Source organism: Rathayibacter sp. AY1D9 (assembly GCF_002932395.1).
Lineage (GTDB): Bacteria > Actinomycetota > Actinomycetes > Actinomycetales > Microbacteriaceae > Rathayibacter.
Map to the genome: position 1 here is coordinate 14,903 of NZ_PSVQ01000008.1, position 26,334 is coordinate 41,236.

A 26,334-nucleotide genomic window follows, 5' to 3' on the forward strand; every position below is an offset into this window, starting at 1 on the left:
GGCCCCTGGACGAGTTTAGTCCGCGCCGTGCCCTAGATTGCCGGGATGCCGATCGTGCACATCACCGACCTCGACCACCCGCTCCTCGCCGACTACCACCGCCTCACCGACGTGGCGCTGCGGCGGGTGCTGGAGCCGGAGGGCGGTCTGTACATCGCCGAGTCGGCCAAGGTGATCGAGCGGGCGCTCGACGCCGGGCACCGTCCCCGCTCGGTCCTGGTGCAGGAGAAGCGGCTGCCGGACGCGGCCGGGGTGCTCGAGCGTCATCCCGAGGTGCCGGTCTTCGTGGCGCCGGATCCGCTGATCGAGGAGCTGACCGGGTTCCACCTCCACCGCGGAGCGCTCGCCTCGATGCACCGTCCGCCGCTGCGGCCGATGGCCGAGCTGCTGGAGGGCGCGCGCCTCGTCGTGATCCTGGAGGACCTGGTCGACCACACCAACGTCGGCGCCGTCTTCCGCGCCGCGGCCGGCATGGGCGCGGACGCGGTGCTCGTGACGCCGCGGTGCGCGGACCCCCTGTACCGGCGCAGCGTCCGGGTGAGCATGGGCACGGTCCTGCAGGTGCCGTGGACGCGCACCCCCGAGTGGGCACCGGCTCGCCGCGCTCTGGAGGAGGCCGGGTTCTCGGTCGCCGCGCTGGCGCTCGCTCCGGACGCGGTGCCGCTCGACGAGTACGCGGCGGCTCGCCCCGAGCGCGTCGCGATCGTCCTGGGCGCCGAGGGGGACGGGCTCAGCCGCGCGGCGCTGGACGCCTCGGACACCGTCGTCACCATCCCGATGCTGCACGGCGTCGACTCGCTCAACGTGGCCTCGGCGAGCGCCGTCGCACTGTGGGCGCTGACCCGCGGGCGCTGACCGCCCGGCTCCGGCGCTCGGCGGCCCCGCGGTGACCTGCTGCTGACGCTCCCGACGCTGGATCGGGGTCGGTGCCGCGCGTCACCCGCCGCGTCCGACGACGGGGCGGCGTCCGGGACGGATGAGAGGCCCGCCCGTACGATGACGGGGTGACCTCCCCGACCCGATCCGACGACGCCCTCGACCTGTTCGGGGAGCCCGCCGCGCCGGAGCCGCGACCGCGTCGACGGCGCGGGGCGGTCGTCGCCGGTCTCGTCGCCGCGACCGTGCTGGTCGGCGGAGGCGGTGCCTACGCGACCAACGCGGCGACCGCGGAGCTGCCGACGGCGAGCGCCGTCGCGGTGGACCCCGTCTCGAGCACCGTCGACGCGCCCGCTCTGGCCTGGCCTGCCTACGGCTCCGGCGCCGTGGCGGCCGTGGGCATCGACGGGACGGAGGAGGACGGGCTGCTCGCCCGCTACGGCTCCACCGGAACCGTGCCGACGGGGAGCATCGCCAAGGTCGTCACCGCTCTCGTCGTCCTCGCGGCGAAGCCGATCGCGGCGGGGACGGACGGGGAGACCATCACCTTCACGAGCGCGGACGTGCAGTACTACAACGACACCCTGGCCGAGAACGGCTCGAACGCTCCGGTCACCGCGGGTCTGCAGCTGACCGAGCGGGAGGCGCTGACCGCCATGATGCTCCCGTCCGCGAACAACTACGCGAAGTCGCTCGCGATCTGGGCGTACGGCTCGGAGGACGCCTTCCTCGCCGCGGCGCGCGGCTGGCTCGACGGGCAGGGGCTCGAGCGGACCTCCCTCGCCGACACCAGCGGGCTCTCGCCGGCGACGGTCAGCACGACGGCCGAGATGGTGCGCCTGGGCGAGCTGCTGATCGCGGACCCGGTGCTCGCTCCGATCGTCGCGATGCCGACCGCGGTCATCCCGGGGGTCGGCGAGGTCGACAACACCAACTCGCTCCTCGGCCGCTCGGGAGTGGACGGGATCAAGACGGGGACGACCGACGAGGCGGGCTCGTGCCTGCTGTTCTCGCTCGACTCGACCGTCGAGGGCCGGCCGGTCACCCTGGTCGGCGTGGTGGTGGGCGCGCGCACGCACCCGCAGCTCGGCGCGGACGTGCTGACCCTCGTCCCGACCGTCGAGGCGGGCTTCCGGACCGTCCCGCTGACCGTCGAGGGCCAGGACTACGGCACCCTCACGAGCGCCTGGGGGGAGACGGCGACGGCCGAGACCGCGGAGGCGCGGTCCGTGCTGGTGTGGGGCGCGGTCTCGACGACGACCACGGTCGCCCTCGATCCGCTCGAGACCGTCGCCGACGGCGAGCGCGTGGGGACCGCGACCGTCGACGTCAACGGCACCCCGTACGAGCTTCCCCTCGTCGCCGACGGGTCGATCGAGGACCCGGGCTTCGCCTGGCGCCTCGGCCACCCGGCCGAGCTGTTCGGCTGAGCGCGGGGCGAGCCGCCGCCTCCCGGGAGCGGATCAGGCCAGGGGATCCGCGGCCCTATCGCCGATGATCCGCACGCCGGCGATCGCGATGTCCTCGGCGACCTCCTCCGGCGTCGCGTTGCCCGGCACGACCGAGCCCGGCTCCGAGGCCGCGGGATCGATGCTCCAGCGCTCGGCGGAGGGCCGCTTGGCGGTGATGAAGTCGCCGGAGGACTGGTGGCGGACTCGGCGCAGCACCCAGGGCACGAGGTACTCCCGCGCCCACTGGATGTCCTCCGTGCGGGCGGCACGCCACGTGCGGGCGTGCAGCGGCTCCGGGGCGAGGGGGCGCAGGTCGTTCTCGACGTTCAGCGACTCGAGGACCATGCGCGCGACCTCGTGGTGGCCGTGCGGGTTGAGGTGCAGGCGGTCCGGCGCCCACATCCGCACGTCCTGGATCTCCTGGAGGGACCACTGGTCGGCGACGATGCAGTCGTACCGCTTGGCCAGCGCCCGCAGGTTCTCGTTGTAGATCGCGACCTTCCCGCGGATCCGCCCGAACACGGGGGAGAAGCCCACATCCACTCCGGTGAAGAGGACGACGGTCGCCCCGTCGGAGCGGAGCCGGGCGAGGCCCGACTCGAAGCGGGACGCGATGTCGTCGGGGTCGGTCCCCGGGCGGATGACGTCGTTCCCGCCCGCGGAGATGGTGATGAGGTCGGGGCGCAGCTCCAGGGCGGGCTCGACCTGCTCGTCGACGATCTGCTGCAGGAGGCGGCCGCGGACCGCCAGGTTGGCGTAGGCGAAGTCCTCGTTCTGGCTGCCCAGGACCTCCGCCACGCGGTCCGCCCAGCCGCGGTGCCCGCCGGGGCTGCCGGGCTCGGGATCGCCGATCCCCTCGGTGAAGGAGTCGCCCAGGGCGACGTAGCGGGACCACGGATGACGCTGCTCGACCATCCCTCCATCATGCTCCGCACCCGGCCGCCGGTGGCACGGCGCGACACGCCGTGCGCCTCCCAGCGGGCCGCGGAGACCGAGCCGCTGTCGGAGGCGTCGGCTAGATTCGGTCCACGTGAACAGTCCCTCGAGCTTCGGTCATCAGGTCGGCACCTCCGCCGCTGAGCACCTGTCCCCGTCGTTCCCGGGCAGGGCGCCGTGGGGTACCGCGAACAAGCTCCGCGCCTGGCAGGCGGAGGCGCTCGAGGCCTACTTCCAGCACGAGCCGCGCGACTTCCTGGCCGCCGCGACCCCGGGCGCGGGCAAGACCACCTTCGCGCTGCGGCTGGCCGCCGAGCTGCTGCACAACCGCACGGTCGACCGGATCACCGTGGTCGCGCCGACGGAGCACCTCAAGCGCCAGTGGGCCGAGGCCGCGCACCGCGTCGGCATCCGCCTGGACCCGACCTTCACCAACCGCATGGGCCGCCACGCCCGCCACTACCACGGCGTCGCCGTCACCTACGCGCAGGTCGCCGTCCGCGCCGAGCTCCACCGCGAGCTCACCCTGTCCGGGCGCACCCTCGTCATCCTCGACGAGGTGCACCACGCCGGCGACGCCCTCAGCTGGGGCGACGCGGTGCGCGAGGCTTTCGAGCCCGCGGTCCGCCGGCTCTCGCTGACCGGGACGCCGTTCCGCTCGGACACGGCGGCGATCCCGTTCGTCAGCTACCTGCCGGACGAGGAGGGCATCCGCACCTCGCTCACCGACTACGCCTACGGCTACGGCCGCGCGCTCGCGGACGGCGTCGTCCGGCCGGTGCTGTTCATGGTCTACGCCGGGCAGATGCGCTGGAAGTCGAAGGCCGGCGACGAGATGGAGGCGCGGCTCGGCGAGGGCAACACCAAGGACATCACCTCGCAGGCCTGGCGGACCGCGCTGGACCCGAAGGGCGACTGGATCCCCTCGGTCCTCCGCGCCGCCAACACCCGCCTCACCGAGGTGCGGCGCGCCGTGCCCGACGCCGGCGGCCTGGTCATCGCGACCGACCACTACACCGCGCGCGCCTACGCCGCGATGCTCCGCGAGATCAGCGGCGAGACCGTCACCGTCGTGCTCTCCGACGAGAAGGAGGCGAGCGACCGGATCGAGGAGTTCGCGAAGGACACCGGTCGCTGGATGGTCGCGGTCCGCATGGTCTCCGAGGGCGTCGACGTGCCGAGGCTCGCCGTCGGCGTCTACGCGACATCGGCGTCGACTCCCCTGTTCTTCGCCCAGGCGATCGGCCGCTTCGTGCGCGCGCGGCGCCGCGGCGAGACCGCCTCGGTGTTCCTCCCGAACGTGCCCGGCCTGCTCGCGCTGGCGGGCTCGATGGAGCTGCAGCGCGATCACGCCCTCGACCGCAGGACCTCCGACGACGAGGAGTACCCCGAGGCCGACCTGATGGCCGACGCCGAGCGCAGCGACAAGGCGTCCTCCGATCTCCTGGAGGAGGGCCGCTTCGAGTCGATCGGCTCGGCCGCCACCTTCGACCGCGTCGTCTACGAGGGCGCCGAGTTCGGGATGGAGGTCGAGGTCGAGAGCGAGGAGGAGCTCGACTTCATCGGCCTGCCGGGGCTCCTCGAGCCCGACCAGGTGCGGGAGCTGCTCCAGCACCGGCAGCAGCGGCAGGCCAAGCGCGCCGGCAGCCGCGCGGGGGCGGCGGCCCCGGCCGAGCCGGTAAGCGAGATCCCGGCGCCGCTCTACCGCACGCTCAAGGAGCAGCGCAGCCTGCTCAACTCCCTGGTCGGTCTGTGGGCGCGGGGGACGGGCGAGTCGCACGGCCAGGTGCACACCGAGCTGCGCCGGCTCTGCGGCGGACCCGCGGTGGCGCAGGCGAGCGTGACCCAGCTGCAGGCGCGGATCGACCTCCTGCGGCGCAGGCTCGGCTCGCACTGATCGCGGTGCGGCGCCCCGGTGCGTGGCGCCGTGGCCCCGACGACGGGGCCGATCGCTGCTCCTGCCCAGCCCGGCCGTCCCCTCCGCGTGCACCGGACAGTCCCCCCGCCGCGTTCTAGCCGATGCACCCGGCGCGGCGCCAGCCCTCCCCGGCGGACCGGGCGCGACCGTACTGTTCGAGCGTGACCCACCGGAACGACCTGCCCGCTTACGCGCCCGCAGGACGAACCGGACGGCGGTTCCGGCCGCCGGTCGTGACCACCGGAGGAGGACCGCGCGATGAGCGCTGACCGTCAGGGGAATGCTCGAGACACGCTCGCTAAGCTGAGCAGTCGGTCCGTCGCGGAAGTGACGGACCATCACCCCCGACGTCGGGCATCCGCAGACCGCACATCGGCGTCTCCCGGACTGCCCGAGAACAATCCCCTGAGGAGTCTCGTGGAGACCTGGCCCGGAACCGCCTACCCGTTGGGCGCGACGTTCGACGGAAGCGGCACGAACTTCGCCCTGTTCAGCGAGATCGCCGAGCGCGTCGAGCTGTGCCTCTTCGAGGAGGACGGCACCGAGACGCGCGTCGAGATCCAGGAGTCGGACGCCTACGTCTGGCACTGCTACCTCCCGCAGGTCCAGCCGGGCCAGCGCTACGGCTTCCGCATCCACGGACCGTACGACCCCGATGCCGGCCACCGCTGCAACCCGAACAAGCTGCTGCTGGACCCCTACGCGAAGGCGATCTCGGGGGAGATCGACTGGGACCAGTCCCTCTTCTCGTACACCTTCGGCGACCCGGACTCGACGAACGACGAGGACTCGGCGCCGCACATGATGATGGGCGTCGTCATCAACCCCTTCTTCGACTGGGCCGGTGACCGCCGCCCGCGCACCTCCTACGACAGCACCGTGATCTACGAGGCGCACGTGAAGGGGCTCACCAAGACGCACCCCGACGTGCCGGAGGAGCTCCGCGGTACCTACGCCGGAGTCGCCCACCCCGCGGTGATCGACCACCTCAAGCACCTGGGCGTCTCGGCGATCGAGCTCATGCCCGTGCACCAGTTCGTGAACGATTCGACGCTGATGGACAAGGGCCTCTCGAACTACTGGGGCTACAACACGATCGGCTTCTTCGCTCCGCAGAACACCTACTCCTCCACGGGCGACCAGGGCCAGCAGGTCCAGGAGTTCAAGAGCATGGTGAAGGCGCTCCACGCTGCCGGCATCGAGGTCATCCTCGACGTGGTCTACAACCACACGGCGGAGGGCAACCACCTCGGCCCCACCCTGTCGTTCCGCGGCATCGACAACGAGGCGTACTACCGCCTCGTCGACGACGACAAGCGCTACTACATGGACTACACCGGCACCGGGAACACCCTGAACGTGCGACACCCGCACTCGCTCCAGCTGATCATGGACTCGCTGCGCTACTGGGTGACGGAGATGCGCGTCGACGGCTTCCGCTTCGACCTCGCCTCGGCGCTGGCACGCGAGTTCTACGACGTCGACCGGCTCTCCACCTTCTTCGAGCTCGTCCAGCAGGACCCGGTGGTCTCGCAGGTGAAGCTGATCGCCGAGCCGTGGGACGTCGGGCCCGGCGGCTACCAGGTGGGAAACTTCCCGCCCCAGTGGACGGAGTGGAACGGCAAGTACCGCGACACGGTCCGCGACTTCTGGCGCGGCGAGCCGTCGACGCTGGGGGAGTTCGCCTCGCGCCTCACCGGCTCGGCCGACCTCTACGCGCACTCGGGCCGCTACCCGGTCGCCTCGATCAACTTCGTCACGGCGCACGACGGCTTCACCCTCCGGGACCTGGTCTCGTACAACGAGAAGCACAACGACGCCAACGGCGAGGACGGCAACGACGGCGAGTCGCACAACCGCTCCTGGAACCACGGCGTGGAGGGGCCCACGGACGACTCGCGGGTGCTCGCGCTCCGGGCGCGCCAGCAGCGGAACTTCCTCGCGACGATGCTGATCTCCCAGGGCGTCCCGATGATCCTCCACGGCGACGAGCTGGGCCGGACCCAGAACGGCAACAACAACACCTACGCCCAGGACAGCGAGCTGACCTGGATCGACTGGGCGCACGCCGACCGGCCGCTGCTCGAGTTCACCGCGGCGCTCATCCGCCTGCGCGCCGAGCACCCGACCTTCCGCCGCATGCGCTTCTTCGACGGCCGCCCCGTGCTGCGCGGCGACGGCGAGCCCCTGCCCGACATCGTCTGGTTCACCGCCGCCGGCACCGAGATGTCCCCGTCCGACTGGGACTCCGGTCTCGGCCGATCGGTGGGCATCTACCTCAACGGCAACGGGATCCGCGAGCGCGACCAGCGCGGGCGCCCCGTCACCGACGTCAGCTTCCTCCTGTACTTCAACGCCGACGACGTCGACGTCGAGTTCGCGATCCCGAGCGACGAGTACGCGCTCGAGTGGAGCGTCCTCGTCGACACCGCCGGCGCCGAGGCGGACTCGATCCCGCGTCCGGCGGGGGCGATGCTCACCGTCCAGGCGAAGTCGCTCGTCATCCTCCAGGAGCACAGCACCCCCGAGCCCGAGGTCGACCACTCGGTCGCCGCCTCGCTCGCGTCCCTGGCGGCCACCTCGGCCATCCCGATCGTCTCCTCGACGGGACCCACCAGCCCCCACGCCGAGTCGACCGACTCCGCGACCGCACCCTCGACAGGAGCCTGACGTGCGTCTGCCCGCCTCCACCTACCGCCTCCAGATCCGGTCGGCGTTCGACCTCGACGACGCCGCCCGCGTCGCCGACTACGTGCGCGCGCTCGGAGCGGACTGGCTGTACTTCTCGCCGCTGCTGAAGGCCGAGCCCGGCTCGGACCACGGCTACGACGTGGTGGACCACACCGAGGTCGATCCCGACCGCGGTGGCGCGGCCGGCCTGGCGAACGCCTCGGCCGCGGCGCGGGCGGAGGGCCTCGGCGTCCTCATCGACATCGTCCCCAACCACATGGGCGTCGCGACCCCGAGCGAGAACTCGTGGTGGTGGGACCTGCTGAGGAACGGGAAGTCCTCCCGCTACGCCACCGCCTTCGACATCGACTGGGAGGCGGGGGGCGGGAAGCTGCGCGTGCCGATCCTCGGCGACGGTGCGAGCGAGGGCGACAGCGACAGCGAACTCGACGCGCTCGAGGTCGTCGGCGACGAGCTGCACTACTACGAGAACCGCCTGCCGATCGCGCCCGGCACCGCCGAGCCCGGCGACTCCGGCCGCACGGTGCACGCGCGCCAGAGCTACGAGCTCGTGAACTGGCGCCGCGCCGACGCCGAGCTGAACTACCGCCGCTTCTTCGCGGTGAACACCCTCGCCGCCATCACGGTCGAGCGGCCCGAGGTGTTCGACGCCTCGCACGCCGAGATCGTCCGCTGGTTCACCGAGGGGCTCGCAGACGGCCTGCGCGTCGACCACCCGGACGGCCTGGCCGACCCGGGCGGATACCTCGACGACCTGGCCCGCGCGATCGGCGGCGCCCCGGTCTGGGTCGAGAAGATCCTCGAGGGCGACGAGGAGCTCTCGCCGCACTGGGCGACCGTCGGCACCACGGGCTACGACGCCCTGGCCGACGTCGACCGCATCCTGGTCGACCCCGACGCCCGCCCCGTGCTGGAGGGCCTCGACGCCGAGCTCACGGGGAAGGGCGCCCCGCTGCAGTGGGCCGACCTCATCCACGACACCAGGCGCGGCATCGCCGACGGCATCCTCCGCTCCGAGGTCCTGCGGCTGGCCCGCCTGATCCCCGGCATCGAGGGAGCGGACGACGCGCTGGCGGAGCTCCTGGCGACCTACCCGGTCTACCGCAGCTACCTCCCCTACGGAGCGGAGCACCTCGAGCACGCCCGCGTCGACGCCGTGCGCCGCCGTCCCGAGATCCGCGCGACCATCGACGAGGTCGCCGCGGCGCTCGGCGAGACCGGCACGCCGGTGTCCGTGCGCTTCCAGCAGACCTCCGGCATGGTGATGGCGAAGGGCGTCGAGGACACGGCGTTCTACCGCTTCAGCCGCCTCACCTCGCTGAACGAGGTCGGAGCGGACCCGGACGAGTTCGCGATCGACCTGGTCGAGTTCCACCGCCGCCAGGCCGTGCGCCAGGCCTCGTTCCCCGCCTCGCTCACCACGCTCTCGACCCACGACACGAAGCGCGGCGAGGACACCCGTGCCCGCATCACCGCACTGGCCGAGGACCCGGAGGCGTGGGCGGCGACGCTCCGCGAGCTCCACGCCCTCGTCGGCTTCGGCGACGGCCCGATCGAGCACCTGCTCTGGGAGGCCGTCGTGGGGACCTGGCCCGCGAGCCGCGAGCGCCTGCACGCCTACGCCGAGAAGGCGTCGCGCGAGGCCGACGACTCGACGCACTGGACCGCTCCTGACGAGCAGTTCGAGAAGCGGATGCACGCGGCGATCGACGCGGCGTTCGACGAGCCCGCCGTCCGCCGGCTGGTCGAGCAGACCGTCGAGCGGGTGTCGGCCGCCGGCTGGTCGAACGGCCTCGCCGCGAAGCTCGTGCAGATCACCGCCCCGGGCATCCCGGACGTCTACCAGGGCAGCGAGCTCTGGGAGACCTCCCTCGTCGACCCGGACAACCGCCGCGAGGTCGACTTCGGGCAGCGTCGAGCGCTGCTGGAGCGGATCGACGGCGGCTGGAAGCCCGCGATCGACGCCGAGGGAGCCGCGAAGCTCCTCGTCACCTCGCGCGCCCTCCGGCTCCGCCGCGACCGCCCCGAGCTGTTCACCCGCTACGCCGCCGTCCCCGCGATCGGGCCCGCCGCCGAGCACGCGATCGCCTTCGACCGCGGCGGCGCGCTGACCGTCGCGACCCGGCTCCCCGAGGGCCTCGCCGCTTCGGGCGGGTGGAACGGCACGGTCGTGGTCCTGCCCGGGCACCCGATGGAGGACGTCCTCACCGGCCGCACCTTCGCGGGAGGAGTGACTCCGGTCGCCGAGATCCTCGCCGACTACCCCGTGGCACTGCTCGCCCCGGTCTCCTGACCGGTTCCGCCACCGCACCGCAGACCGATACGACCCCTCCTGGAGACAGCAGTGATCAGCACGACTCCCTACCGCTACGCACTCCCGACGACCGGTCCCGAGCGGTTCGACGTCTGGGCCCCCGAGGCCTCGACGGTCGAGCTCCTTCTCGGTGACGACTCGTCGCTGACGATGACCCGCCACGGAGACGACGGATGGTGGCGGGCGCCCGCGTCGGCCCCGGCCACCGGGGAGGTCGACTACGGGTACCGGGTGGACGGCAGCGGTCCGCTGCCGGACCCCCGCTCGCGTCGCCAGCCGAAGGGCGTGCACGAGCTCTCGCGCACGTTCGAACCCTCGGCGCACGAGTGGGGCGACTCCGCCTGGACCGGGCGCGAGCTCGCCGGCGCCGTCATCTACGAGCTGCACCTCGGCACGTTCACACCCGAGGGCACCCTGGACGCGGCGGCGGAGCGCTTCGATCACCTGCGCTCGATCGGCGTGGACTTCATCGAGCTGCTGCCGGTCAACGCGGTGAACGGAACGCACAACTGGGGCTACGACGGCGTCCTCTGGTACGCCGTGCACGAGCCGTACGGCGGACCCGAGGCGTACCAGCGCTTCGTGGACGCCGCCCACCGTGCCGGCCTCGGCGTGGTCCAGGACGTCGTCTACAACCACCTCGGCCCGAGCGGCAACTACCTGCCGGAGTTCGGCCCCTACCTCAAGAACGAGAAGGCCAACACCTGGGGCAGCTCGATCAACCTGGACGGCGAGGGTTCGGACACCGTCCGCGGGTACATCATCGACAACGCTCTGATGTGGCTGCGCGACTACCACGTCGACGCCCTGCGCCTGGACGCGGTGCACGCCCTCTCGGACGAGCGGGCCGTGCACGTGCTCGAGGAGATGGCGAGCGAGGTGGCCGTGCTGTCGGCCCACGTCGGGCGCCCTCTGACGCTGATCGCCGAGTCCGACCTCAACGACTCGACGCTGATCACTCCGCGGGAGGCGCACGGCTACGGGCTCGACGCGCAGTGGAGCGACGACTTCCACCACGCGGTCCACGTCGCGCTGACCAGGGAGACCACGGGCTACTACGAGGACTTCGCGCCGCTCGGCGCCCTCGCGAAGGTGCTGACGCGGGGCTTCTTCCACGACGGCACCCTCTCGACGTTCCGCGGCCGCCACCACGGCCGTCCGGTGGACACCGAGCACATGCCGACCTGGCGCCTGGTGGTCTGCAGCCAGAACCACGACCAGATCGGCAACCGGGCGGTCGGCGACCGTCTGACGGCGACCCTCGACGAGGGGCGCCTCGCGATCGCCGCGGCTCTGACGCTGCTGGGCCCTTTCACTCCCATGCTGTTCATGGGCGAGGAGTGGGCGGCGTCGACACCGTGGCAGTTCTTCACCTCGCACCCGGAGAAGGATCTGGGCGAGGCGACGGCGAAGGGCCGCATCGAGGAGTTCGCGAAGATGGGCTGGGATCCGGAGGTCGTGCCCGACCCGCAGGACCCGGAGACGTTCCTGCGCTCGCGGCTCGACTGGTCCGAGGTCGGGGAGGGGCGTCACGCCCGCACCCTCGAGGTGTACCGCGAGCTGGCGGCGATCCGCCGCCGCTACCCCGAGCTGACGGACCCGCGCTTCGGGTCGCTCCGCGTGGAGTTCGACGAGGAGGCCCGCTGGCTGACTCTCGGCCGCGGTCGGGTGACCGTGGCGATCAACGTCGGCGAGTCCGCCGCCCGCATCGCCCTGCCGGAGGTGGCGGAGACGCTGCTCGGCGTCGGGGAGTACGCGGTGCAGCCCGGGGACACCGAGGTGGATCTCGGCGCCTCCTCGCTGCTGGTGACGCTGAGCTCCTGAGCGCCTGAGCGCCTGAGCTCCGTGGCGGCAGGCTGTTCAGGTGGCCGGCCGCCGCTGTCCTGAACGGCCGCCTGGGGCCCGAGCGCTCAGAGCGTGACCGCGGCGTACTCCGTCGCGGTCACGACCCGCACTCCCTCGTCGTGGACGAGCAGGAGCGCGCGGAGGGGGATGGCCCGCTTGTGGCACGCCGCCGCCAGGTGACGGGCGAGGACCCGATCGGTCTCGCCGAGGAAGGCGCGCCCGGGACGTTCCAGGGCGAAGGCGAGCGAGCCCACGTCCTGGTGCGCCACGGCCTTGGCGAGGGTGGCGACGATCCGCTCGGTCTTCTCCTCGTCGGGGTGCACGGGGAGTCCGTCCACCGGGTAGAGGATCGGCAGCTGCACGCCGTCGCGGTCGAGGAAGATCGGCCACAGCGCCCGGCGGTAGGCCGGTCCGATCAGCGAGGAGACGCGCTCGCGCAGCTCGCGGTCGTTCAGGAGCGGCGCATCGAGGTGCGGAGCGGGAGCGGCGTGGTCGAGAGTGGTCATGGTGTCGCTTTCTCGTGGGGCGAGCGGGCGGTGCCGCTGAGGGGTCATCGGAAGTTGCGGGAGGTGGTGCGAGCGCCGACCGTGAGGGTCTCGAACCTGTCGGCGAGGAGGTTCGTCACCCCCTCGTCGGAGCGCTCGAGGATCCCCCTGACCAGCAGGGCGGGTGCCTCGCGGGCCACGCGGCGGTAGCGGTTCCATACTCCGACGGAGCAGATCACGTTGAGGATCCCGTGCTCGTCCTCGAGGTTGAGGAAGGTCACTCCACCGGCTGTGGAGGGACGTTGGCGGTGGATCACGACCCCGCCGACCTCGATCCGGGTCCCCGAGGGGATGGCGGGGAGATCGGCCGAGGAGCGGGCGCCGCGGCGAGCGAGTCCCTCGCGGAGGTGGCGCAGCGGATGGTCGTCGGGCGAGATGCCGGTGGCCCAGAAGTCGAAGACCACGCGCTCCTGAGGGGAGAGCATCGGCAGGAGCGGGGGCTGCACGACGACCGTGGAACCGGCGAGGAACTCCTCGCGGTCGCCTGCGGCGGTGCCGGCCTCCCAGAGCGCCTGCCGGCGCTGCAGACCGAGCGTGTCGAAGGCGCCCGCGGCACCGAGGGCCTCCAGCTGAGCCGCGGTCGTGCCGACCCGACGCGAGAGGTCGGCCATGCTCGCGTAGGGTCCGCCGCGCTCGCGCTCGGCGACGATGTGCTCGGCGAGCGAGGTGCCGATGCCCTTCACCCCGGCCAGCCCGAGCCTGATCACGAAGCCGCTGTCGCGCCTGTGGTCGTCCGTGTGGAAGTGCTCGGTGCGGTCGAACAGCCCCGTGGGCGGCTGATCGGCGCGGAGGCAGTCGTCGCTCCCGTAGGCGGCACCGCCCCTCCGGCGTGCGGGGGTGTCCTCCTTCGCCTCGAGCCCGGGAGGCGCCAGCGAGCGGTTGACGTCGGGCGAGACGACCTCCACTCCGTGACGCCGGGCATCGGCGACCAGGGTGTGCGGGGCGTAGAAGCCCATGGGCTGCGCCCGCAGCAGCGCGGCGGTGAACGCAGCGGGGTAGTGCAGGCGGAGCCAGGCGCTCGCGTAGACCAGCAGGGCGAAGCTGATCGCATGGCTCTCGGCGAAGCCGAAGTTCGCGAAGGCCTGGATCCGGAGGTAGATGTCGTCCGCGACCTCGCCCGTGATGCCGTTGCGGGCCATCCCCTGGTAGAGCCGCTCGCGGAGGGTCTCGATCTTCTCGGTCCCGCGCTTGGACCCCATCGCCCGGCGCAGCAGGTCGGCGTCCTCCGCGTTGCAGTCGCCGACGGCCACGGCCACCTGCATGAGCTGCTCCTGGAAGAGCGGCACGCCGAGGGTGCGCTTGAGCGGCGTCACGAGGAGGGGGTGCTGGTACGTCACCGGCTCCTCGCCGAGCTTGCGGCGGATGTAGGGGTGGACCGCACCGCCCTGGATGGGGCCGGGGCGGATGAGCGCGACCTCGATCACCAGATCGTAGAAGCGGCGAGGCTGCAGCCGGGGGAGGGTGCCCATCTGCGCCCTGCTCTCGACCTGGAACACCCCGATGGAATCGGCGCGGCAGAGCTGGTCGTAGACGCCCTTCTCCTCCCGGGGGAGGGTGGAGAGGTCCCACTTCTCGCCGACGTGCTCGGCGACGAGGTCGAACGTGTACTGCAGGGCGGCGAGCATCCCGAGCCCGAGGAGGTCGAACTTGACCAGGCCCATCCAGGCGCAGTCGTCCTTGTCCCACTGCAGGACGGTGCGGTCCTCCATCCGAGCGGGCTCGATCGGGCAGACCTCGCCCACGGGCCGGTCTGTCAGCACCATGCCGCCGGAGTGGATGCCCAGGTGCCGGGGCGTGCCCAGCACCCGGGTGGTCAGGGCGACCACGTCCTCGGGGATGTCGTGGTCGGTGCTCTCGGTGACGGACCCCCACCGCTCGACCTGCTTCGACCAGCCGTCCTGCTGCCCGGCGCTGTATCCGAGGGCCTTGGCCATGTCGCGCACGGCGAACTTGGGCCGGTAGGTGATGACGTTGGCGACCTGGGCCGCGTTCAGACGTCCGTACTTCCGGTAGACGTACTGGATCACCTCCTCGCGTCGCTCCGAGTCGAAGTCGACGTCGATGTCGGGCTCCTCGTCGCGGATGCTGGAGAGGAACCGCTCGAACGGCAGGTCGTAGAAGATCGAGTCGACCGCCGTGATGCCCAGGACGTAGCAGACCGCCGAGTTGGCGGCCGAGCCGCGTCCCTGGCAGAGGATGCCGTTCCGCTTGGCGTAGTGGACGATGTCGTGGACGATCAGGAAGTAGCCCGGGAAGTCCTTCTGCTCGATCACCGCGAGCTCCTTCTCGAGGCGCGCGAGGACGTCGGCGTCGGCGCGGGGGTACTTGGCCGGCACGGCCTCGCGCACGAGCGCGCGCAGCCAGCTCATCGAGGTGTGCCCCTCGGGGACCTCCTGGCGCGGCAGCCGGGGCCGGACTCGGCCGAGCTCGAAGGCGATCTCGTCGGCGACGCGCACCGTGTTCTTCACGGAGCCGGGGTAGCGGCCGAAGCGCTCGGCCATCTCGGCGCCGGAGCGCAGGTGGGCGCCGCCCGCTGCGGGGAGCCAGCCGTCCATCTCGTCGAGGCTCCGGCGTGCTCTGACCGCGGCGAGGGCCGTCTGGAGGGGGCGCTCCTCCGGCCGGGCGTAGTGCACGTTCCCGGTGGCGACCGTCCGCAGCCGGAGCTTCTCGGCGATCGCCGCCAGCTGGTCGTTGGCGCGCGAGGCGAGGGGATCCCCGTGGTCGTACAGCTCCACGAGGACGTTGGCGGGACCGAAGAGCCGGACGAGCTCGCGGACCTCCCGCTCGGCCGCGGCCACTCCTGAGGCGGCGAGCGCTTGACGGACCGCTCCCTTGCGGCAGCCCGTCAGCACGATCCAGTGGCCGTCGGCGGCGCGCGCGAGCTCCTCGAGGTCGTAGCTCGGCTTGCCCTTCTCGGCTCCGGCGAGCTGGGCGGTGGTGATCGCACGGGCGAGGCGGTGGTAGCCCTCCTCGCGGCGCGCGAGGACGAGCAGGTGGGTCCCCTCCGGATCGGCGACCCCGTTCTGAGGCGAGGTGAGCCCGATCGAGAGCTCGGCTCCGAAGGCCGTGCGGACGGCGTGCCCCTGCGCGGCCTCGGCCATCCTCACGATGCCGTAGAGGCCGTCGTGGTCGGTGAGCGCGAGGGTGTCGATGCCGAGCCGGACCGCCTCCTCGACCAGCTGCTCCGGCTTGCTCGCCCCGTCGAGGAAGCTGAAGTGAGAGTGCGCGTGCAGCTCGGCGTAGGGCACCGGATGAGCCGGCGGCCGGACGTCGTCCCCTGCCACGTAGGCGGGGCGCTTGTGCGACCAGGCCGGGCTGTCGCCGCCGTCGCCCCGGACGACCGTGCCGTCGGCGCGCTTGCCGCTGGAGAGGCGGCGCTCGAACTCCGACCAGGGGATCGGTGGGTTGTTCCAGCCCATCGGGGCTCCTTCGGTGCTCGTTCGCGGTGGTGGAGGGATGCTCCGGTTCAGTCGTAGCGGGCCTCTGCGGCCCAGACCCCGTCGAGGCAGAGCAGCAGCCAGGCGACACCGGCGGCGTCGACCACCTGGAAGCGGTCGTAGCGGACGGCGGTGCTCGGATCCCACCAGCGCTCGTCGATCGGCCAGGGACCCGCCCATCCGGCGAGGGGCTCCAGGCGTGCCTGAGAGGTCCCGGGGGTGAAGTAGGCGGGCACGGAGCTGAGGGCGCCACGCTCGTCGACCGCGACGGGTTCACCCCTCGATCCGCAGACCAGCACGGCCGCGGGCTCCGCGAAGACCGTCGGCGGGAGGGGCGGCGGCAGGGAGCCGGGCCAGGGCAGGGTCCTCGGCCGTGCGTCGCCCGGCTCCCGGTCGCCCCAGGGGATCAGGTGCTGGCGGTCGCGGAGGGATCGACCCCCTCCGATCGACGCGGTCATCACGGCCTCGTGCCCGAGCATGCTCTGCACGCGGCTCAGCCCGTGGTGGACGCGCTCCTCCGGAGCGGTGCCCCAGAGACCCTGCTCGTGGTTGCCGATCGCGTCGACCGCCTCGGGCTCGACGCACAGCCGCGAGATCGGCGCTCCGAGACCGGTGTCGATCTCCCCGCTGCCCTGCAGCTGCCAGCGGACCCGGTCGAGCACGTCGCCCGGGGTGAACCATCTCGGGTGCAGCCAGCTCCTGGAGGAGACCTCACCGCGCTCGCTGACGACCTCGATGCGGATAGCGGTCGCGACCAGCTGTGCGCGGGTGAGCCCGGCGACGAACTCCTCCGCGGGGACGCGGAAGGCGAAGGCGGCCTGGTCGATGCGGTCCAGAGGGGGCTCGAACTCCATCGCCCGGTCGAGGCGCTCCGGCGGGAGCCGGGGCACCACCGTCTCCGACTCCGCACCGGCGGCGAGGAGGTGCGCGTGGGCGCCCTCCGGTCCGAACCGGGCGGCGACGTCCTCGCGAGGGAGGGCGGCGAAGGCGCCGAGGGTGCGGACGCCGAGTCTGCGCAGGAGCGCCACCAGGTCGTCCCCCCGGCGGGGAGCACGGGCAGGGGCTGCGACGGACTCGGTCTCGAGGGCGTCGAGCGGGAGCGGGGCGAGGAAGTCTGCCGCTGCTCCTGGGGGCACGACGGCGACGGGGCGGCCGGAGTGCTTCGCGGCGAGCTCGGAGGCGAAGAGCCCGTCGGCGATCCCGATGCGGGCGTCGGGAAGACCCAGCTCGGCCAGCCGCTGCAGGATCGCCTCGGCCGCGCTCTGCTCGCTCCCGTAGTAGCGGCGCGGACCGCGGGCACGGATCGCGCACAGACCGGGCCGGATCAGCTGGACGCCCGGGGTGATCTCCTCGAGCGCCTGGATGAGCGGCTCGAACGCCCGGTGGTCGAGCACCGGGTCGTACGGGAGGACGGCGAGACCCGTGCAACGGGACTGCGCCTCGCGCACGCGCATGCCCCGCCGGACCCCCTCCGCCCGGGCAGCGGGGGAGGAGGCGAAGACCAGGCTCTTCTCAGTGAGGGCCAGGGGGTGCTCGTCGCCGAGGCCGGCGTCGGCGGCGGCCGCGAGGAGGGGCCAGTCGGGGCACCAGACGAGGATCGTCCGCCGCAGCTCGGGTGCGCTCGCCATCTCAGACCGCCCGCTCGTGCAGGCGGCCGTGCTCGACCCGGGAGCCGAAGGCGCTCTCGACGCCGGGCATGCTCATCCGCACCGTGCGCACCCGGGTGCCGGCCCGGCCGACCACATCGACCATCGCCTCCCGGGAGCGCAGGTAGCCGTGGCCGTCGCCGAGCCCCTCCCAGCGGCTGCTGCGGATGCTGAGCCGCGCCTCGGCCTGGGGCCACTCGCCGAGGATCACGAGCGCGGCACCCCGCTGGCGCAGTCGTGCTCCCAGACGCGAGACGTCGGCCGAGGAGACGGAGGCGGGCGGACGGGTGAGCACGACGGTCAGCACATCGACCAGAGCGGCGGTGACGGTGAGCCAGTGCTCGGCCGGTGCGGGCACGAGCACCAGGCGCTCGAGGTCGATCCCCATGCCGGCCGCGGCCTCGGCCCCGAACTCCGGGACGCCCACCACGCCGCACCACGAGCCCTCGGCGGACGGGCCGGCGAGCAGCCCCATCGCCAGACTCATCGAGCCCTCCACCGAGTAGGCGGCACCCTGCTTGAGCGAGCCGCCCGGGAGCACGGAGGAGAAGGCCGGCAGGGTGGCGAGGCTCCTGGTCTCGAGAGTGGTCGCCTGCATGTCCCGGATGCGGGACTGCAGCTCCTTCACCGACGCGAGCTGCCGCAGAAGGGGCTCTGCGGCCTCGGCCGTCTCCGCGGAGACGAGGGATGAAGGGGGGCTCATCTGCCCATGTTCGAACATGTGTTCGAGTATGTCAATCGCCACCGACATCCACCGGCGAGCCGCTCGGACCCTTCCGCGACCGCCCGGCGAGGCGCACTGAGGAGGAGGTTCCAGGCGTCCCGGGCAGTCTCGCATCCGCCTCCGACATCCCCGTCCTGGGGCGTTCTCCACCGGGTCTCGGCGAGGGAGGGCCTCCTGCCGCGCCTCTACCATGGGAGCCATGTCCGACGCCCTGCTCGACCCCGCCGACTCCGACGCCACCGCCCCGGCCGCGCCGCGCAGAAGGACCCTCGTGGTCAAGATGGGGTCCAGCTCGGTCACCAAGCAGTCGGGTCCGGATCCCGTTCTCCTGGCCAGCGCGCTCGAGAGCGCCTTCGCCGCCCGCGCGCTGGGCTGGGACGTCGTGCTGGTCTCCTCCGGCGCCGTCTCCTCGGGCCGGGCGCTCTTCGCCCGCTCGCAGGAGGAGCCGATCAGCGCCCGCCTGGCAGCAGCGGTGGGCCAGACCGTCCTGATGGGCTTCTACCGCTCGGTGGCCGAGCTCTCGGGCGCCCTGGTCGCGCAGATCCTCATCGGCGAGTCCGACCTCGCCTCTCCCCGGCAGATGGCACACGTCGCCGAGGCGATCCGCCACGCCCTCGACGCCGGAGTCGTGCCCGTGGTCAACGGCAACGACACGATCGACTCCGCCGGCTCGGACAACGACGGCGTCGCCGGCGGATTGGCGATGCTCCTCGGCGCGGACCTGCTGCTGCTGCTCACCGACGTCCCCGGCGTCTTCGCCGGCAGCATCGCCGAGGGCGTGCACCTCGAGGAGCTGGGCATCTCGGAGCTGCGCCGCATCGGCGTGCAGAAGGGCGGTACCGGCCGAGGGGGCATCCGCTCCAAGCTGCGGGCCGCCGAGCTCGCCGCGCACAACGGCGTCTCGACCAGGATCGCCGGGGCGCGCACCCCCGAGGTCATCCTGGGCGCCCTGGGAGGGCCGGGCCCGGGCACCCTCGTCCGCGCCGTGCACGCGCATCCGCCCGTGGAGCAGCGCTGGATCTCCGGAGTGGCCACCGGCCGCGGCCGCGTCGAGATCAACCTCGAGGCCGAGCGGAGCATCGGAGCCGGCTCGAGCCTGTTCGCCTCTGGCATCAAGCGCGTCTCCGGCGAGTTCGGCGGCGGCGACGTGATCGAGGTGCGCGCCCTCAGCGGAGAGCTCCTCGCGCGCGGCGTCTCCCGCGTCTCCTCGCGTCTGCTGACCCTGGTCCGCGCACTCCGGGTCGACGAGATCGCCCGCGTCTTCGTGGCGGTCCTCGGCCATGCCGCCACGACGGCGCCGTCGGCGAGTCCGGAGGGGGAGGAGAGGCCGCAGCTGACCCGCGCTCTGGAGTACGCGCGCACTCTCTCCTCCGAGCACGCTCGGGCCGTCGCGATGGAGATCGTCTCCCTCTTCCCCGCCGAGAGCATCTCGGCCCTGCTGGGGCAGGGCGCGGGGGAGGGCGAGCTCGTCGAGCGCTACACCCGCCTCGTCCGCACCCTCGCCATCGTGGAGAACGAGAACCTGGCCGTCTTCCGCTCCTGACCGCCGGTGGCGCGCCACGTCTCAGTGCATTTCGCGCCTTCGCGTCATGATCGCCGTTCTCCGGTGTCTTCCTGGTGATGGCGCCGCTCCTGGGCGCCCCCGACGGAACGGATCATCGATGAGCGTCCCCACTTCCACAGCCGGCCACTTCCGCGAGTCCGACATCACGCCCGAGAGCTTCGAGATCGAGCGGCTCGAGCGGCGGCTCGCCCTGCTCGAGGCCTCGATCGCCCAGGGGGAGCGGGCACTGCTGGGCCGGGTCGACCCGAGCACCGGAGATCCCCTCCCAGGCGCCTGCGGGGGGCACCGAGCCCAGCTGGTCAGCAACCTGACGACGGAGCGGGCCCTCGCCGACCGCATCCGGGAGATGCTCGCCGCTCGGAGCTGACGGGGTGCGTACGGCACCATGGGGCCATGGTCACTATCACCGTCGCCGGTCTCGCCCAGCACTTCCACCCCGCCGAGCGGGGCACCGTCCGCCTCGAGATCCGGCGCGAGTCGCGATCCCGACCCCAGGCGCTCGCCGAGGTCACCGCCCTGCACGCGCGGGTCCGTGAGGAGGCGGCCGCCGAGCAGGCGTCCGGCGCCGCCACCTGGTGGTCCTCCGATCAGATCTCGGTCTCCTCGATCCGCCGGTACATCAAGGACTCGGACGTCACGCAGCTGTTCCATGTCGCGGCCGCCGGGGTCCGGGTGAAGTACCGGGACTTCGCGGCTCTCGGGCGCTGGGTCGGCTCGATCTCGGAGGTGCCGGGGATCCAGATCTCGGGGATCGACTGGGACGTGACGGCGGCGCGACGGGCGGGCATCGAGCGCGAGGTCCGCACCGCTGCCGTGCGCGACGCGCGCGAGCGGGCCGAGGCCTATGCGGCGGCCCTCGGCCTGACCGAGGTGCGGGTGCTGACCCTCTTCGAGCCGGGACTGCGGCCGCACACGCGCATCGAGGGCGGCTCGGCGATGATGAGCCGCGCCAAGGCGTTCTCCTCTCCTGAGGAGCCGCTGGCCCTCAAGCCGGAGGACATCGAGGTCACCGCCTCGGTCTCCGCCGACTTCGAGGCGCACTGACGCGGAGACGCGACCGGGCGACCGGTTCCGCTGCGGACGGAGAGCGCATGCCTGCACCTGCGACCCGCTGATCGTCTGCATGGCGACCCCGAGAGTCGCCCCGAGGCGACCGACCATCGGCTCCACGACGACCCCTCTCCGCCCCGATCAGCGGGCACGCGACCACCATACGTGTATTGAGGACTCCTCGGGAGCGCTGTCGCGGTTCGGCGTCCGCCGTGCACACCCTCCGGGAATAGCGGGGGACCCCCGAGCGCTGAGGCAGGCATGGTCTCGCGCATCGGCTTCCTCTCCTTCGGCCACTACCAGTCCGTCCCCGGGTCTCAGACCCGCTCGGCTCGCGACGTCCTCCTCCAGACGATCGAGCTCGCGGAGGCGGCGGAGGAGATCGGCATCGACGGCGCCTACGTCCGCGTGCACCACTTCGCGCCGCAGCTCGCCTCGCCGTTCCCGCTGCTGGCGGCGATCGCCGCGCGCACCCGCCGCATCGAGATCGGCACCGGGGTCATCGACATGCGCTACGAGAACCCGCTCTACATGGCGGAGGAGGCGGCCGCCACCGACCTGATCTCCGACGGCCGGCTCGAGCTCGGGGTCAGCCGGGGATCGCCCGAGACCGCCCTGCGCGGGTCCGAGGCGTTCGGCTTCGTCCCCCCGGAGGGGATGACCGACCCCGACCTCGCCCGGCAGAAGGTGCGCATCCTCCGGGAGGCGCTCGCCGGAGCGCCGGTCGCGCAGTCGGATCCGGCGATGACGCGCCAGTCGCTCCCGCTCTCGATCGAGCCGCGCTCGCCCGGCCTCGAGGACCGGATCTGGTGGGGTGCCGGCAGCTTCGCGACCGCGCGCTGGGCAGCCGAGCAGGGCATGAACCTGCAGTCGTCGACCCTGCTCCTGGAGGAGGAGGGCGTGCCCTTCGACGAGCTGCAGGCCCGCCAGATCCGCGAGTACCGCGACGCGTGGAGCGAGGCGGGCTGGGAGCGCACTCCGCGCGTCTCCGTGTCGCGCAGCGTCCTTCCGATCACGACCGATCTCGACCGGCTGTACTTCGGCGGCCGCGGCGAGCAGGACCAGGTCGCCACCCTCGAGGGCGTCCGCGCCCGATTCGGCCGCAGCTACACGGGCGAGCCGGACGCCGTCTCCGCCGAGCTCGCTGCGGACGCCGCCGTGCAGGAGGCGGACACGCTGCTGCTCACCCTTCCCAACCAGCTCGGGGTCGAGTACAACGCGCGGCTCCTGCGCACTGTCGTGGAATCGATCGCTCCGGCTCTCGGCTGGTCGCCGGCGACAGCAGGCGTCTGACGCCGAGGCACGGTCTGTGCAGGAGGGCCCCTGCGGTGCAGGAGCGCCCCTGCGGTGCAGGAGCGCCCGTTTACTGCAGGAGCGCCCGTTTACTGCAGGAGACGCCCCGCCTCTTCGGGAAAGAGCGGGGCTTCTGCTCTCTCCGACCACAGCATCTTTCCCGCCGGCGCGAGGAGCGGACGGTGCCGGGAACGACGGAACCCCCCGCCTCTCCGAGGAGAGACGAGGGGTTCCGATCAGTGTGTCCGAGGGGGGACTTGAACCCCCACGCCCTATACGGGCACTAGCACCTCAAGCTAGCGCGTCTGCCATTTCCGCCACCCGGACGAGTGTTTCCTTCGACCTGCGTTTCCGCGGCCGAAGAAGACATTAGCACGGTTCCGGGGCCTCTCACGCCACCTCCCGGCCCACCGTCCTCCGCGCGCCGTCGAGCCCGCGCCGGTACCGTTGCCCGCATGTCCGACAGCATCGACAGCGCGCCCGTGACCGACAGCACCCTCGACGAGACGGCGCTCATCGCGCGCGATCTCATCCGCTTCGACACCAGCAACTACGGCGACGGGAAGGCGGAGCCGGAGCGCCCGGCCGCGGAGTACGTCGCGGCGAAGCTGCGCGACCTCGGCCTCGAGCCCGAGCTGATCGACTCCGACCCGGGACGCACGAGCGTCGTGGCGCGGGTCGCCGGGGAGGACCGCGAGCGCGGCGCCCTCGTCGTCCACGGGCACCTCGACGTGGTGCCCGCCATCGCCGACAACTGGAGCGTCGACCCGTTCGGCGGCGAGATCAAGGACGGCATGCTCTGGGGCCGCGGCGCGGTCGACATGAAGAACATGGACGCGATGATCCTCGCCTCGCTCGGCGACATCCTCCGTGAGGGGAGGCGCCCCTCCCGCGACCTCGTCATCGCCTTCTTCGCCGACGAGGAGGCGGGCGGTGTGCGGGGATCGGGATTCCTGGCCCGTGAGCGGCCCGAGCTGTTCGCCGGAGCGACCGAGGCGATCAGCGAGGTCGGCGGCTACTCGATCGAGCTGGCCGGCAAGCGGGCCTATCTCGTGCAGACGGGCGAGAAGGCGCTGATGTGGCTGACCCTCCGCGCGCACGGCACGGCGGGGCACGGCTCGCAGATCAACTCCGAGAACGCCGTCACCCGGCTGGCGCAGGCGATCGCCCGCATCGGAAGCGAGGAGTGGCCCACCCGCCTCACCGACACCACGCGCGAGCTGCTCGACGAGGTCGCCCGCCTGCTCGGCCACGACCCTCAGCGCAGCACTCCGGAGGAGCTGGCACTCGCCACCGGCACCGCCTCGCGCTTCATCGCCGCGACGCTGCGCACCACCGCCAATCCGTCGATGCTGTCGGCCGGCTACAAGGCCAACGTCATCCCGGACACCGCGGACGCCACCATCGACGTGCGCGTCCTCCCCGGCGAGGAGGACGCGGTGCTCGAGCGCCTGAAGGTCCTCGCGGGCGAGCACGTCGAGATCCTCGTCCAGCACCGCGACATCGGACTCGAGGTGCCCTTCGCCGGCCCCCTCGTCGAGAGCATGGCCGCCTCGATCCGCCGGTTCGATCCGGGCGCCGAGGTCCTCCCGTACCTGCTCTCCGGAGGCACCGACAACAAGGCGCTCTCGACGCTCGGCATCACCGGATACGGGTTCGCGCCGCTCCAGCTGCCGTCGTCCCTGGACTTCCCGGCGCTGTTCCACGGGGTCGACGAGCGCGTTCCACTGGACGCACTAGTGTTTGGCAGGAAGGTCCTGACCGATCTCCTGCTGAGCTCCTGACGGCGCCGCGGACCGGGTCAGCACCGACCGATCCCGACCGACTGCTGGCCGACGACGCCCCAGCCCTCCTCGAAAGTGACGCATGGGCCTGCTCGACGCGCTGATCCTGGGACTCGTCCAGGGTCTGACCGAATTCCTCCCCATCTCCTCCAGCGCCCACCTCCGGATCGTCAGCGAGCTGCTGCCCGGTCTCGGCGGCCGCGACACCGGAGCCGCGTTCACCGCGATCACGCAGCTGGGCACCGAGACCGCCGTCATCATCTACTTCTGGCGCGACATCGTGCGGATCGTGTCGCACTGGGCGCGCTCCCTCGTCGGCCGGATCCCGCGCTCGGACCCGGACGCCCGCATGGGCTGGCTCATCATCCTGGGCAGCCTTCCGATCATCGTCCTCGGCCTCGTCTTCCAGGACGCGATCGAGACGACCCTCCGCTCTCTGTGGGTGGTGGCCACCACCCTCATCCTCTTCGGCATCCTGCTCGGCATCGCCGACGCGGTCGGCGCGAAGAAGCGCCGCCTGCGCGACCTGGGCGTCCGCGACGGCCTGATCTTCGGAGGCGCGCAGGCACTCGCCCTGATCCCCGGCGTCTCGCGCTCGGGAGGCACCATCACCGCGGGCCTCTTCCTCGGCTACGAGCGCAAGGCGGCGGCGCGCTACTCCTTCCTCCTCGCGATCCCCGCGGTGTTCGGCAGCGGTCTCTACCAGCTGTACAAGAGCATCAGCGACCCGGTCGTGCTCCCGAACCAGGTCCAGGTCGGCGGGCTCGAGACTCTCGTGGCGACCATCGTCGCGTTCGTGGTCGGCTTCGTCGTGATCGCGTTCTTCATGAGCTACATCTCCCGCCGCAGCTTCCTCCCGTTCGTCGTGTACCGCATCGTCCTCGGCGTCGTCCTCATGGTCGCGCTCGCCACCGGCCTGATCGCCGCCTAGATGCGCGCCTGGACCGCCGCCGACGTCCCCGCCCTGCCCGGCCGGGGGAGCGCACCGCGCCTGCACGACACCGCGACCGCCGGCCCCGTCGAGCTCGACGCGCCCAGCGGAGTCGCGAGCCTCTACGTCTGCGGCATCACGCCCTACGACGCCACCCACCTCGGGCACGCGTCGACCTACCTCGCCTTCGACACGGTCCAGCGCGTCTGGCTCGACGCGGGCTACACGGTCGAGTACGCCCAGAACGTGACCGACGTCGACGACCCGCTGCTCGAGCGTGCGACGGCCACCGGTGTCGACTGGCGCGACCTCGCCGAGGAGCAGGTCGAGCTGTTCCGCGGCGACATGGCCGCCCTGCGCGTCCTGCCTCCGCAGCACTACGTCGGAGTCACCGAGACCGTGGATCCCATCGCGGAGGCGGTCGCCCGCCTGGAGCGCGACGGCGTCGCCTACCGCGTCGCTGCTCCGGACGCGGCGGAGGAGGGCGCGAGCGACCTCTACTACGACATCGCCGCGGCCGAGAGCGCCGTCTGGCACCTGGGCAGCGAGAGCCGGCTCGACGCGGAGTCGATGGCCCGCTTCTCGGCGCTGCGCGGGGGCGACCCGGAGCGCGCCGGCAAGCGCGACCCCCTCGATCCGCTGCTCTGGCGGGCCGAGCGCGCCGGCGAGCCCGCCTGGGACGCCGAGGTCGGCCGCGGCCGTCCGGGCTGGCACATCGAGTGCTCGGTGATCGCCCTCGACCGGCTCGGACCCGAGTTCACCCTGCAGGGCGGCGGGAGCGACCTGGTCTTCCCGCACCACGAGTTCAGCGCCGGCCACGCCGCGTCGCTGTCCGGCCGTCCTCTGGCCCGCGCCTACGCGCACGCCGGGATGGTCGCCTACCAGGGCGAGAAGATGAGCAAGTCGCTCGGGAACCTGGTGCTGGTCTCACGTCTGCGGAGCGAGGGCGCGGACCCGCGGGCGATCCGCCTCGCGCTCCTCGCGCACCACTACCGCTCCGACTGGGAGTGGCTGCCCGAGGACCTGCCGTCGGCCGAGGCGCGCCTGGCGCGCTGGGAGGCGGCCCTCGCCGCCGTCGGACCGCGCTCGGCGCTCGAGGTGTTGGCGCAGCTGCGCGAGGCGCTGGCCGACGACCTCGGCACTCCGGCCGCCCTCGCCGTCGTCGACGCCGCACTGACCGAGGGCGTGGACGACCCGTCGCTCCTGCGCGACGCGGTCGACGCCCTGCTCGGGGTGCGCCCGGCCTGAACCCCGTCAGGCTCGAGTCCCGTAAGGCTCGAGTCCCGTCGTGGGCGAGTCCCGTCAGGGCGGCCGGGAGCGGTCCCGTGA

18 protein-coding genes and 1 tRNA gene are annotated in these 26,334 nt (G+C 72.4%); 13 read left to right on the plus strand and 6 right to left on the minus strand.

The window, feature by feature from the left end:
* Positions 1 to 45 precede the first annotated feature (45 nt).
* Together C5C50_RS05475 and C5C50_RS05480 are read left to right on the plus strand one after the other, a co-directional pair.
* On the plus strand, positions 46 to 855 hold the full coding sequence (locus tag C5C50_RS05475) for an RNA methyltransferase (protein WP_104232619.1): 810 nt from the start codon (positions 46 to 48) through the stop codon (positions 853 to 855).
* Between the two features lie 149 nt (positions 856 to 1,004).
* A complete protein-coding gene (locus C5C50_RS05480) occupies positions 1,005 to 2,306 on the plus strand; it encodes a D-alanyl-D-alanine carboxypeptidase family protein (RefSeq protein ID WP_104273055.1) in 1,302 nt (433 codons plus the stop codon).
* A 33-nt stretch (positions 2,307 to 2,339) separates the two neighbouring features.
* Here the strand turns inward: C5C50_RS05480 and C5C50_RS05485 are convergent, their stop codons facing one another.
* Positions 2,340 to 3,242 (minus strand): SGNH/GDSL hydrolase family protein, encoded by a 903-nt coding sequence (locus C5C50_RS05485; protein ID WP_104273056.1) that lies wholly within the window; start codon positions 3,240 to 3,242, stop codon positions 2,340 to 2,342.
* Positions 3,243 to 3,357: 115 nt separating this feature from the next.
* On the opposite strand from C5C50_RS05485, the gene C5C50_RS05490 reads away from it, so the two are divergent.
* The 4 genes from C5C50_RS05490 to treZ all read left to right on the plus strand — a co-directional run bounded on the left by C5C50_RS05490 (position 3,358) and on the right by treZ (position 12,010).
* Complete coding sequence (locus tag C5C50_RS05490) at positions 3,358 to 5,160, plus strand: DEAD/DEAH box helicase (RefSeq protein ID WP_104273057.1); 1,803 nt, start codon at positions 3,358 to 3,360, stop codon at positions 5,158 to 5,160.
* Between the two features lie 438 nt (positions 5,161 to 5,598).
* Positions 5,599 to 7,851, plus strand: a complete 2,253-nt coding sequence (glgX, locus tag C5C50_RS05495) for a glycogen debranching protein GlgX (protein ID WP_104268648.1) — start codon at positions 5,599 to 5,601, stop codon at positions 7,849 to 7,851.
* A gap of 1 nt (position 7,852) precedes the next feature.
* Positions 7,853 to 10,165, plus strand: a complete 2,313-nt coding sequence (gene treY / locus C5C50_RS05500; RefSeq protein ID WP_104273058.1) for a malto-oligosyltrehalose synthase — start codon at positions 7,853 to 7,855, stop codon at positions 10,163 to 10,165.
* Between the two features lie 51 nt (positions 10,166 to 10,216).
* Positions 10,217 to 12,010: a malto-oligosyltrehalose trehalohydrolase gene (gene treZ, locus C5C50_RS05505; protein WP_258067676.1), complete on the plus strand. Its 1,794-nt coding sequence runs from the start codon at positions 10,217 to 10,219 to the stop codon at positions 12,008 to 12,010.
* An 86-nt stretch (positions 12,011 to 12,096) separates the two neighbouring features.
* On the opposite strand, the gene C5C50_RS05510 is transcribed toward treZ, so the two are convergent.
* From C5C50_RS05510 to C5C50_RS05525, 4 genes are read right to left on the minus strand one after another with little or no spacing between them, the layout of a single operon-like run.
* Positions 12,097 to 12,537 (minus strand): hypothetical protein, encoded by a 441-nt coding sequence (locus C5C50_RS05510; protein ID WP_104221992.1) that lies wholly within the window; start codon positions 12,535 to 12,537, stop codon positions 12,097 to 12,099.
* Between the two features lie 44 nt (positions 12,538 to 12,581).
* Positions 12,582 to 15,995 carry an error-prone DNA polymerase gene (locus C5C50_RS05515; RefSeq protein ID WP_104273059.1) on the minus strand — a complete coding sequence of 1,138 codons (3,414 nt, stop codon included), beginning with the start codon at positions 15,993 to 15,995 and terminating at the stop codon, positions 12,582 to 12,584.
* Positions 15,996 to 16,042: 47 nt separating this feature from the next.
* Entirely contained in the window at positions 16,043 to 17,641 is a 1,599-nt protein-coding gene (locus C5C50_RS05520) for a DNA polymerase Y family protein (RefSeq protein ID WP_104273060.1), read from the minus strand.
* A gap of 1 nt (position 17,642) precedes the next feature.
* On the minus strand, positions 17,643 to 18,362 hold the full coding sequence (locus C5C50_RS05525) for a hypothetical protein (RefSeq protein WP_104273061.1): 720 nt from the start codon (positions 18,360 to 18,362) through the stop codon (positions 17,643 to 17,645).
* A 220-nt stretch (positions 18,363 to 18,582) separates the two neighbouring features.
* On the opposite strand from C5C50_RS05525, the gene proB reads away from it, so the two are divergent.
* From proB to C5C50_RS05545, 4 genes are all read left to right on the plus strand, one after another.
* Positions 18,583 to 19,926 carry a glutamate 5-kinase gene (gene proB / locus C5C50_RS05530; protein ID WP_181065651.1) on the plus strand — a complete coding sequence of 448 codons (1,344 nt, stop codon included), beginning with the start codon at positions 18,583 to 18,585 and terminating at the stop codon, positions 19,924 to 19,926.
* A 118-nt stretch (positions 19,927 to 20,044) separates the two neighbouring features.
* On the plus strand, positions 20,045 to 20,314 hold the full coding sequence (locus C5C50_RS05535) for a hypothetical protein (protein ID WP_104222002.1): 270 nt from the start codon (positions 20,045 to 20,047) through the stop codon (positions 20,312 to 20,314).
* 26 nt (positions 20,315 to 20,340) lie between these two features.
* A complete protein-coding gene (locus tag C5C50_RS05540; protein ID WP_104222004.1) occupies positions 20,341 to 20,991 on the plus strand; it encodes an SIMPL domain-containing protein in 651 nt (216 codons plus the stop codon).
* Positions 20,992 to 21,258: 267 nt separating this feature from the next.
* Complete coding sequence (locus C5C50_RS05545) at positions 21,259 to 22,290, plus strand: LLM class flavin-dependent oxidoreductase (protein WP_104273062.1); 1,032 nt, start codon at positions 21,259 to 21,261, stop codon at positions 22,288 to 22,290.
* A 242-nt stretch (positions 22,291 to 22,532) separates the two neighbouring features.
* Here C5C50_RS05545 and C5C50_RS05550 read toward each other — a convergent pair.
* Positions 22,533 to 22,617 (minus strand) — tRNA-Leu (locus C5C50_RS05550).
* 128 nt (positions 22,618 to 22,745) lie between these two features.
* Between C5C50_RS05550 and C5C50_RS05555 the strand changes: the two genes are divergently transcribed.
* From C5C50_RS05555 to mshC, 3 genes are all read left to right on the plus strand, one after another.
* Positions 22,746 to 24,074 carry a M20/M25/M40 family metallo-hydrolase gene (locus tag C5C50_RS05555; RefSeq protein WP_181068004.1) on the plus strand — a complete coding sequence of 443 codons (1,329 nt, stop codon included), beginning with the start codon at positions 22,746 to 22,748 and terminating at the stop codon, positions 24,072 to 24,074.
* Positions 24,075 to 24,156: 82 nt separating this feature from the next.
* Positions 24,157 to 25,005 carry an undecaprenyl-diphosphate phosphatase gene (locus tag C5C50_RS05560; RefSeq protein ID WP_104222008.1) on the plus strand — a complete coding sequence of 283 codons (849 nt, stop codon included), beginning with the start codon at positions 24,157 to 24,159 and terminating at the stop codon, positions 25,003 to 25,005.
* Positions 25,006 to 26,253 (plus strand): cysteine--1-D-myo-inosityl 2-amino-2-deoxy-alpha-D-glucopyranoside ligase, encoded by a 1,248-nt coding sequence (mshC, locus tag C5C50_RS05565; protein WP_104225264.1) that lies wholly within the window; start codon positions 25,006 to 25,008, stop codon positions 26,251 to 26,253. It abuts the gene before it with no gap.
* The last annotated feature ends 81 nt before the right edge of the window (positions 26,254 to 26,334 follow it).

Coding starts and splice junctions, on each gene's coding strand:
- C5C50_RS05520 (WP_104273060.1), bottom strand. CDS start 17,641: ATGGCGAGCGCACCCGAGCTGCGGCGGACGATCCTCGTCTGGTGCCCC.
- C5C50_RS05525 (WP_104273061.1), bottom strand. CDS start 18,362: ATGAGCCCCCCTTCATCCCTCGTCTCCGCGGAGACGGCCGAGGCCGCA.
- C5C50_RS05475 (WP_104232619.1), top strand. CDS start 46: ATGCCGATCGTGCACATCACCGACCTCGACCACCCGCTCCTCGCCGAC.
- C5C50_RS05540 (WP_104222004.1), top strand. CDS start 20,341: ATGGTCACTATCACCGTCGCCGGTCTCGCCCAGCACTTCCACCCCGCC.
- proB (WP_181065651.1), top strand. CDS start 18,583: ATGTCCGACGCCCTGCTCGACCCCGCCGACTCCGACGCCACCGCCCCG.
- C5C50_RS05535 (WP_104222002.1), top strand. CDS start 20,045: ATGAGCGTCCCCACTTCCACAGCCGGCCACTTCCGCGAGTCCGACATC.
- C5C50_RS05485 (WP_104273056.1), bottom strand. CDS start 3,242: ATGGTCGAGCAGCGTCATCCGTGGTCCCGCTACGTCGCCCTGGGCGAC.
- C5C50_RS05555 (WP_181068004.1), top strand. CDS start 22,746: ATGTCCGACAGCATCGACAGCGCGCCCGTGACCGACAGCACCCTCGAC.
- C5C50_RS05510 (WP_104221992.1), bottom strand. CDS start 12,537: ATGACCACTCTCGACCACGCCGCTCCCGCTCCGCACCTCGATGCGCCG.
- C5C50_RS05545 (WP_104273062.1), top strand. CDS start 21,259: ATGGTCTCGCGCATCGGCTTCCTCTCCTTCGGCCACTACCAGTCCGTC.
- C5C50_RS05560 (WP_104222008.1), top strand. CDS start 24,157: ATGGGCCTGCTCGACGCGCTGATCCTGGGACTCGTCCAGGGTCTGACC.
- mshC (WP_104225264.1), top strand. CDS start 25,006: ATGCGCGCCTGGACCGCCGCCGACGTCCCCGCCCTGCCCGGCCGGGGG.
- C5C50_RS05515 (WP_104273059.1), bottom strand. CDS start 15,995: ATGGGCTGGAACAACCCACCGATCCCCTGGTCGGAGTTCGAGCGCCGC.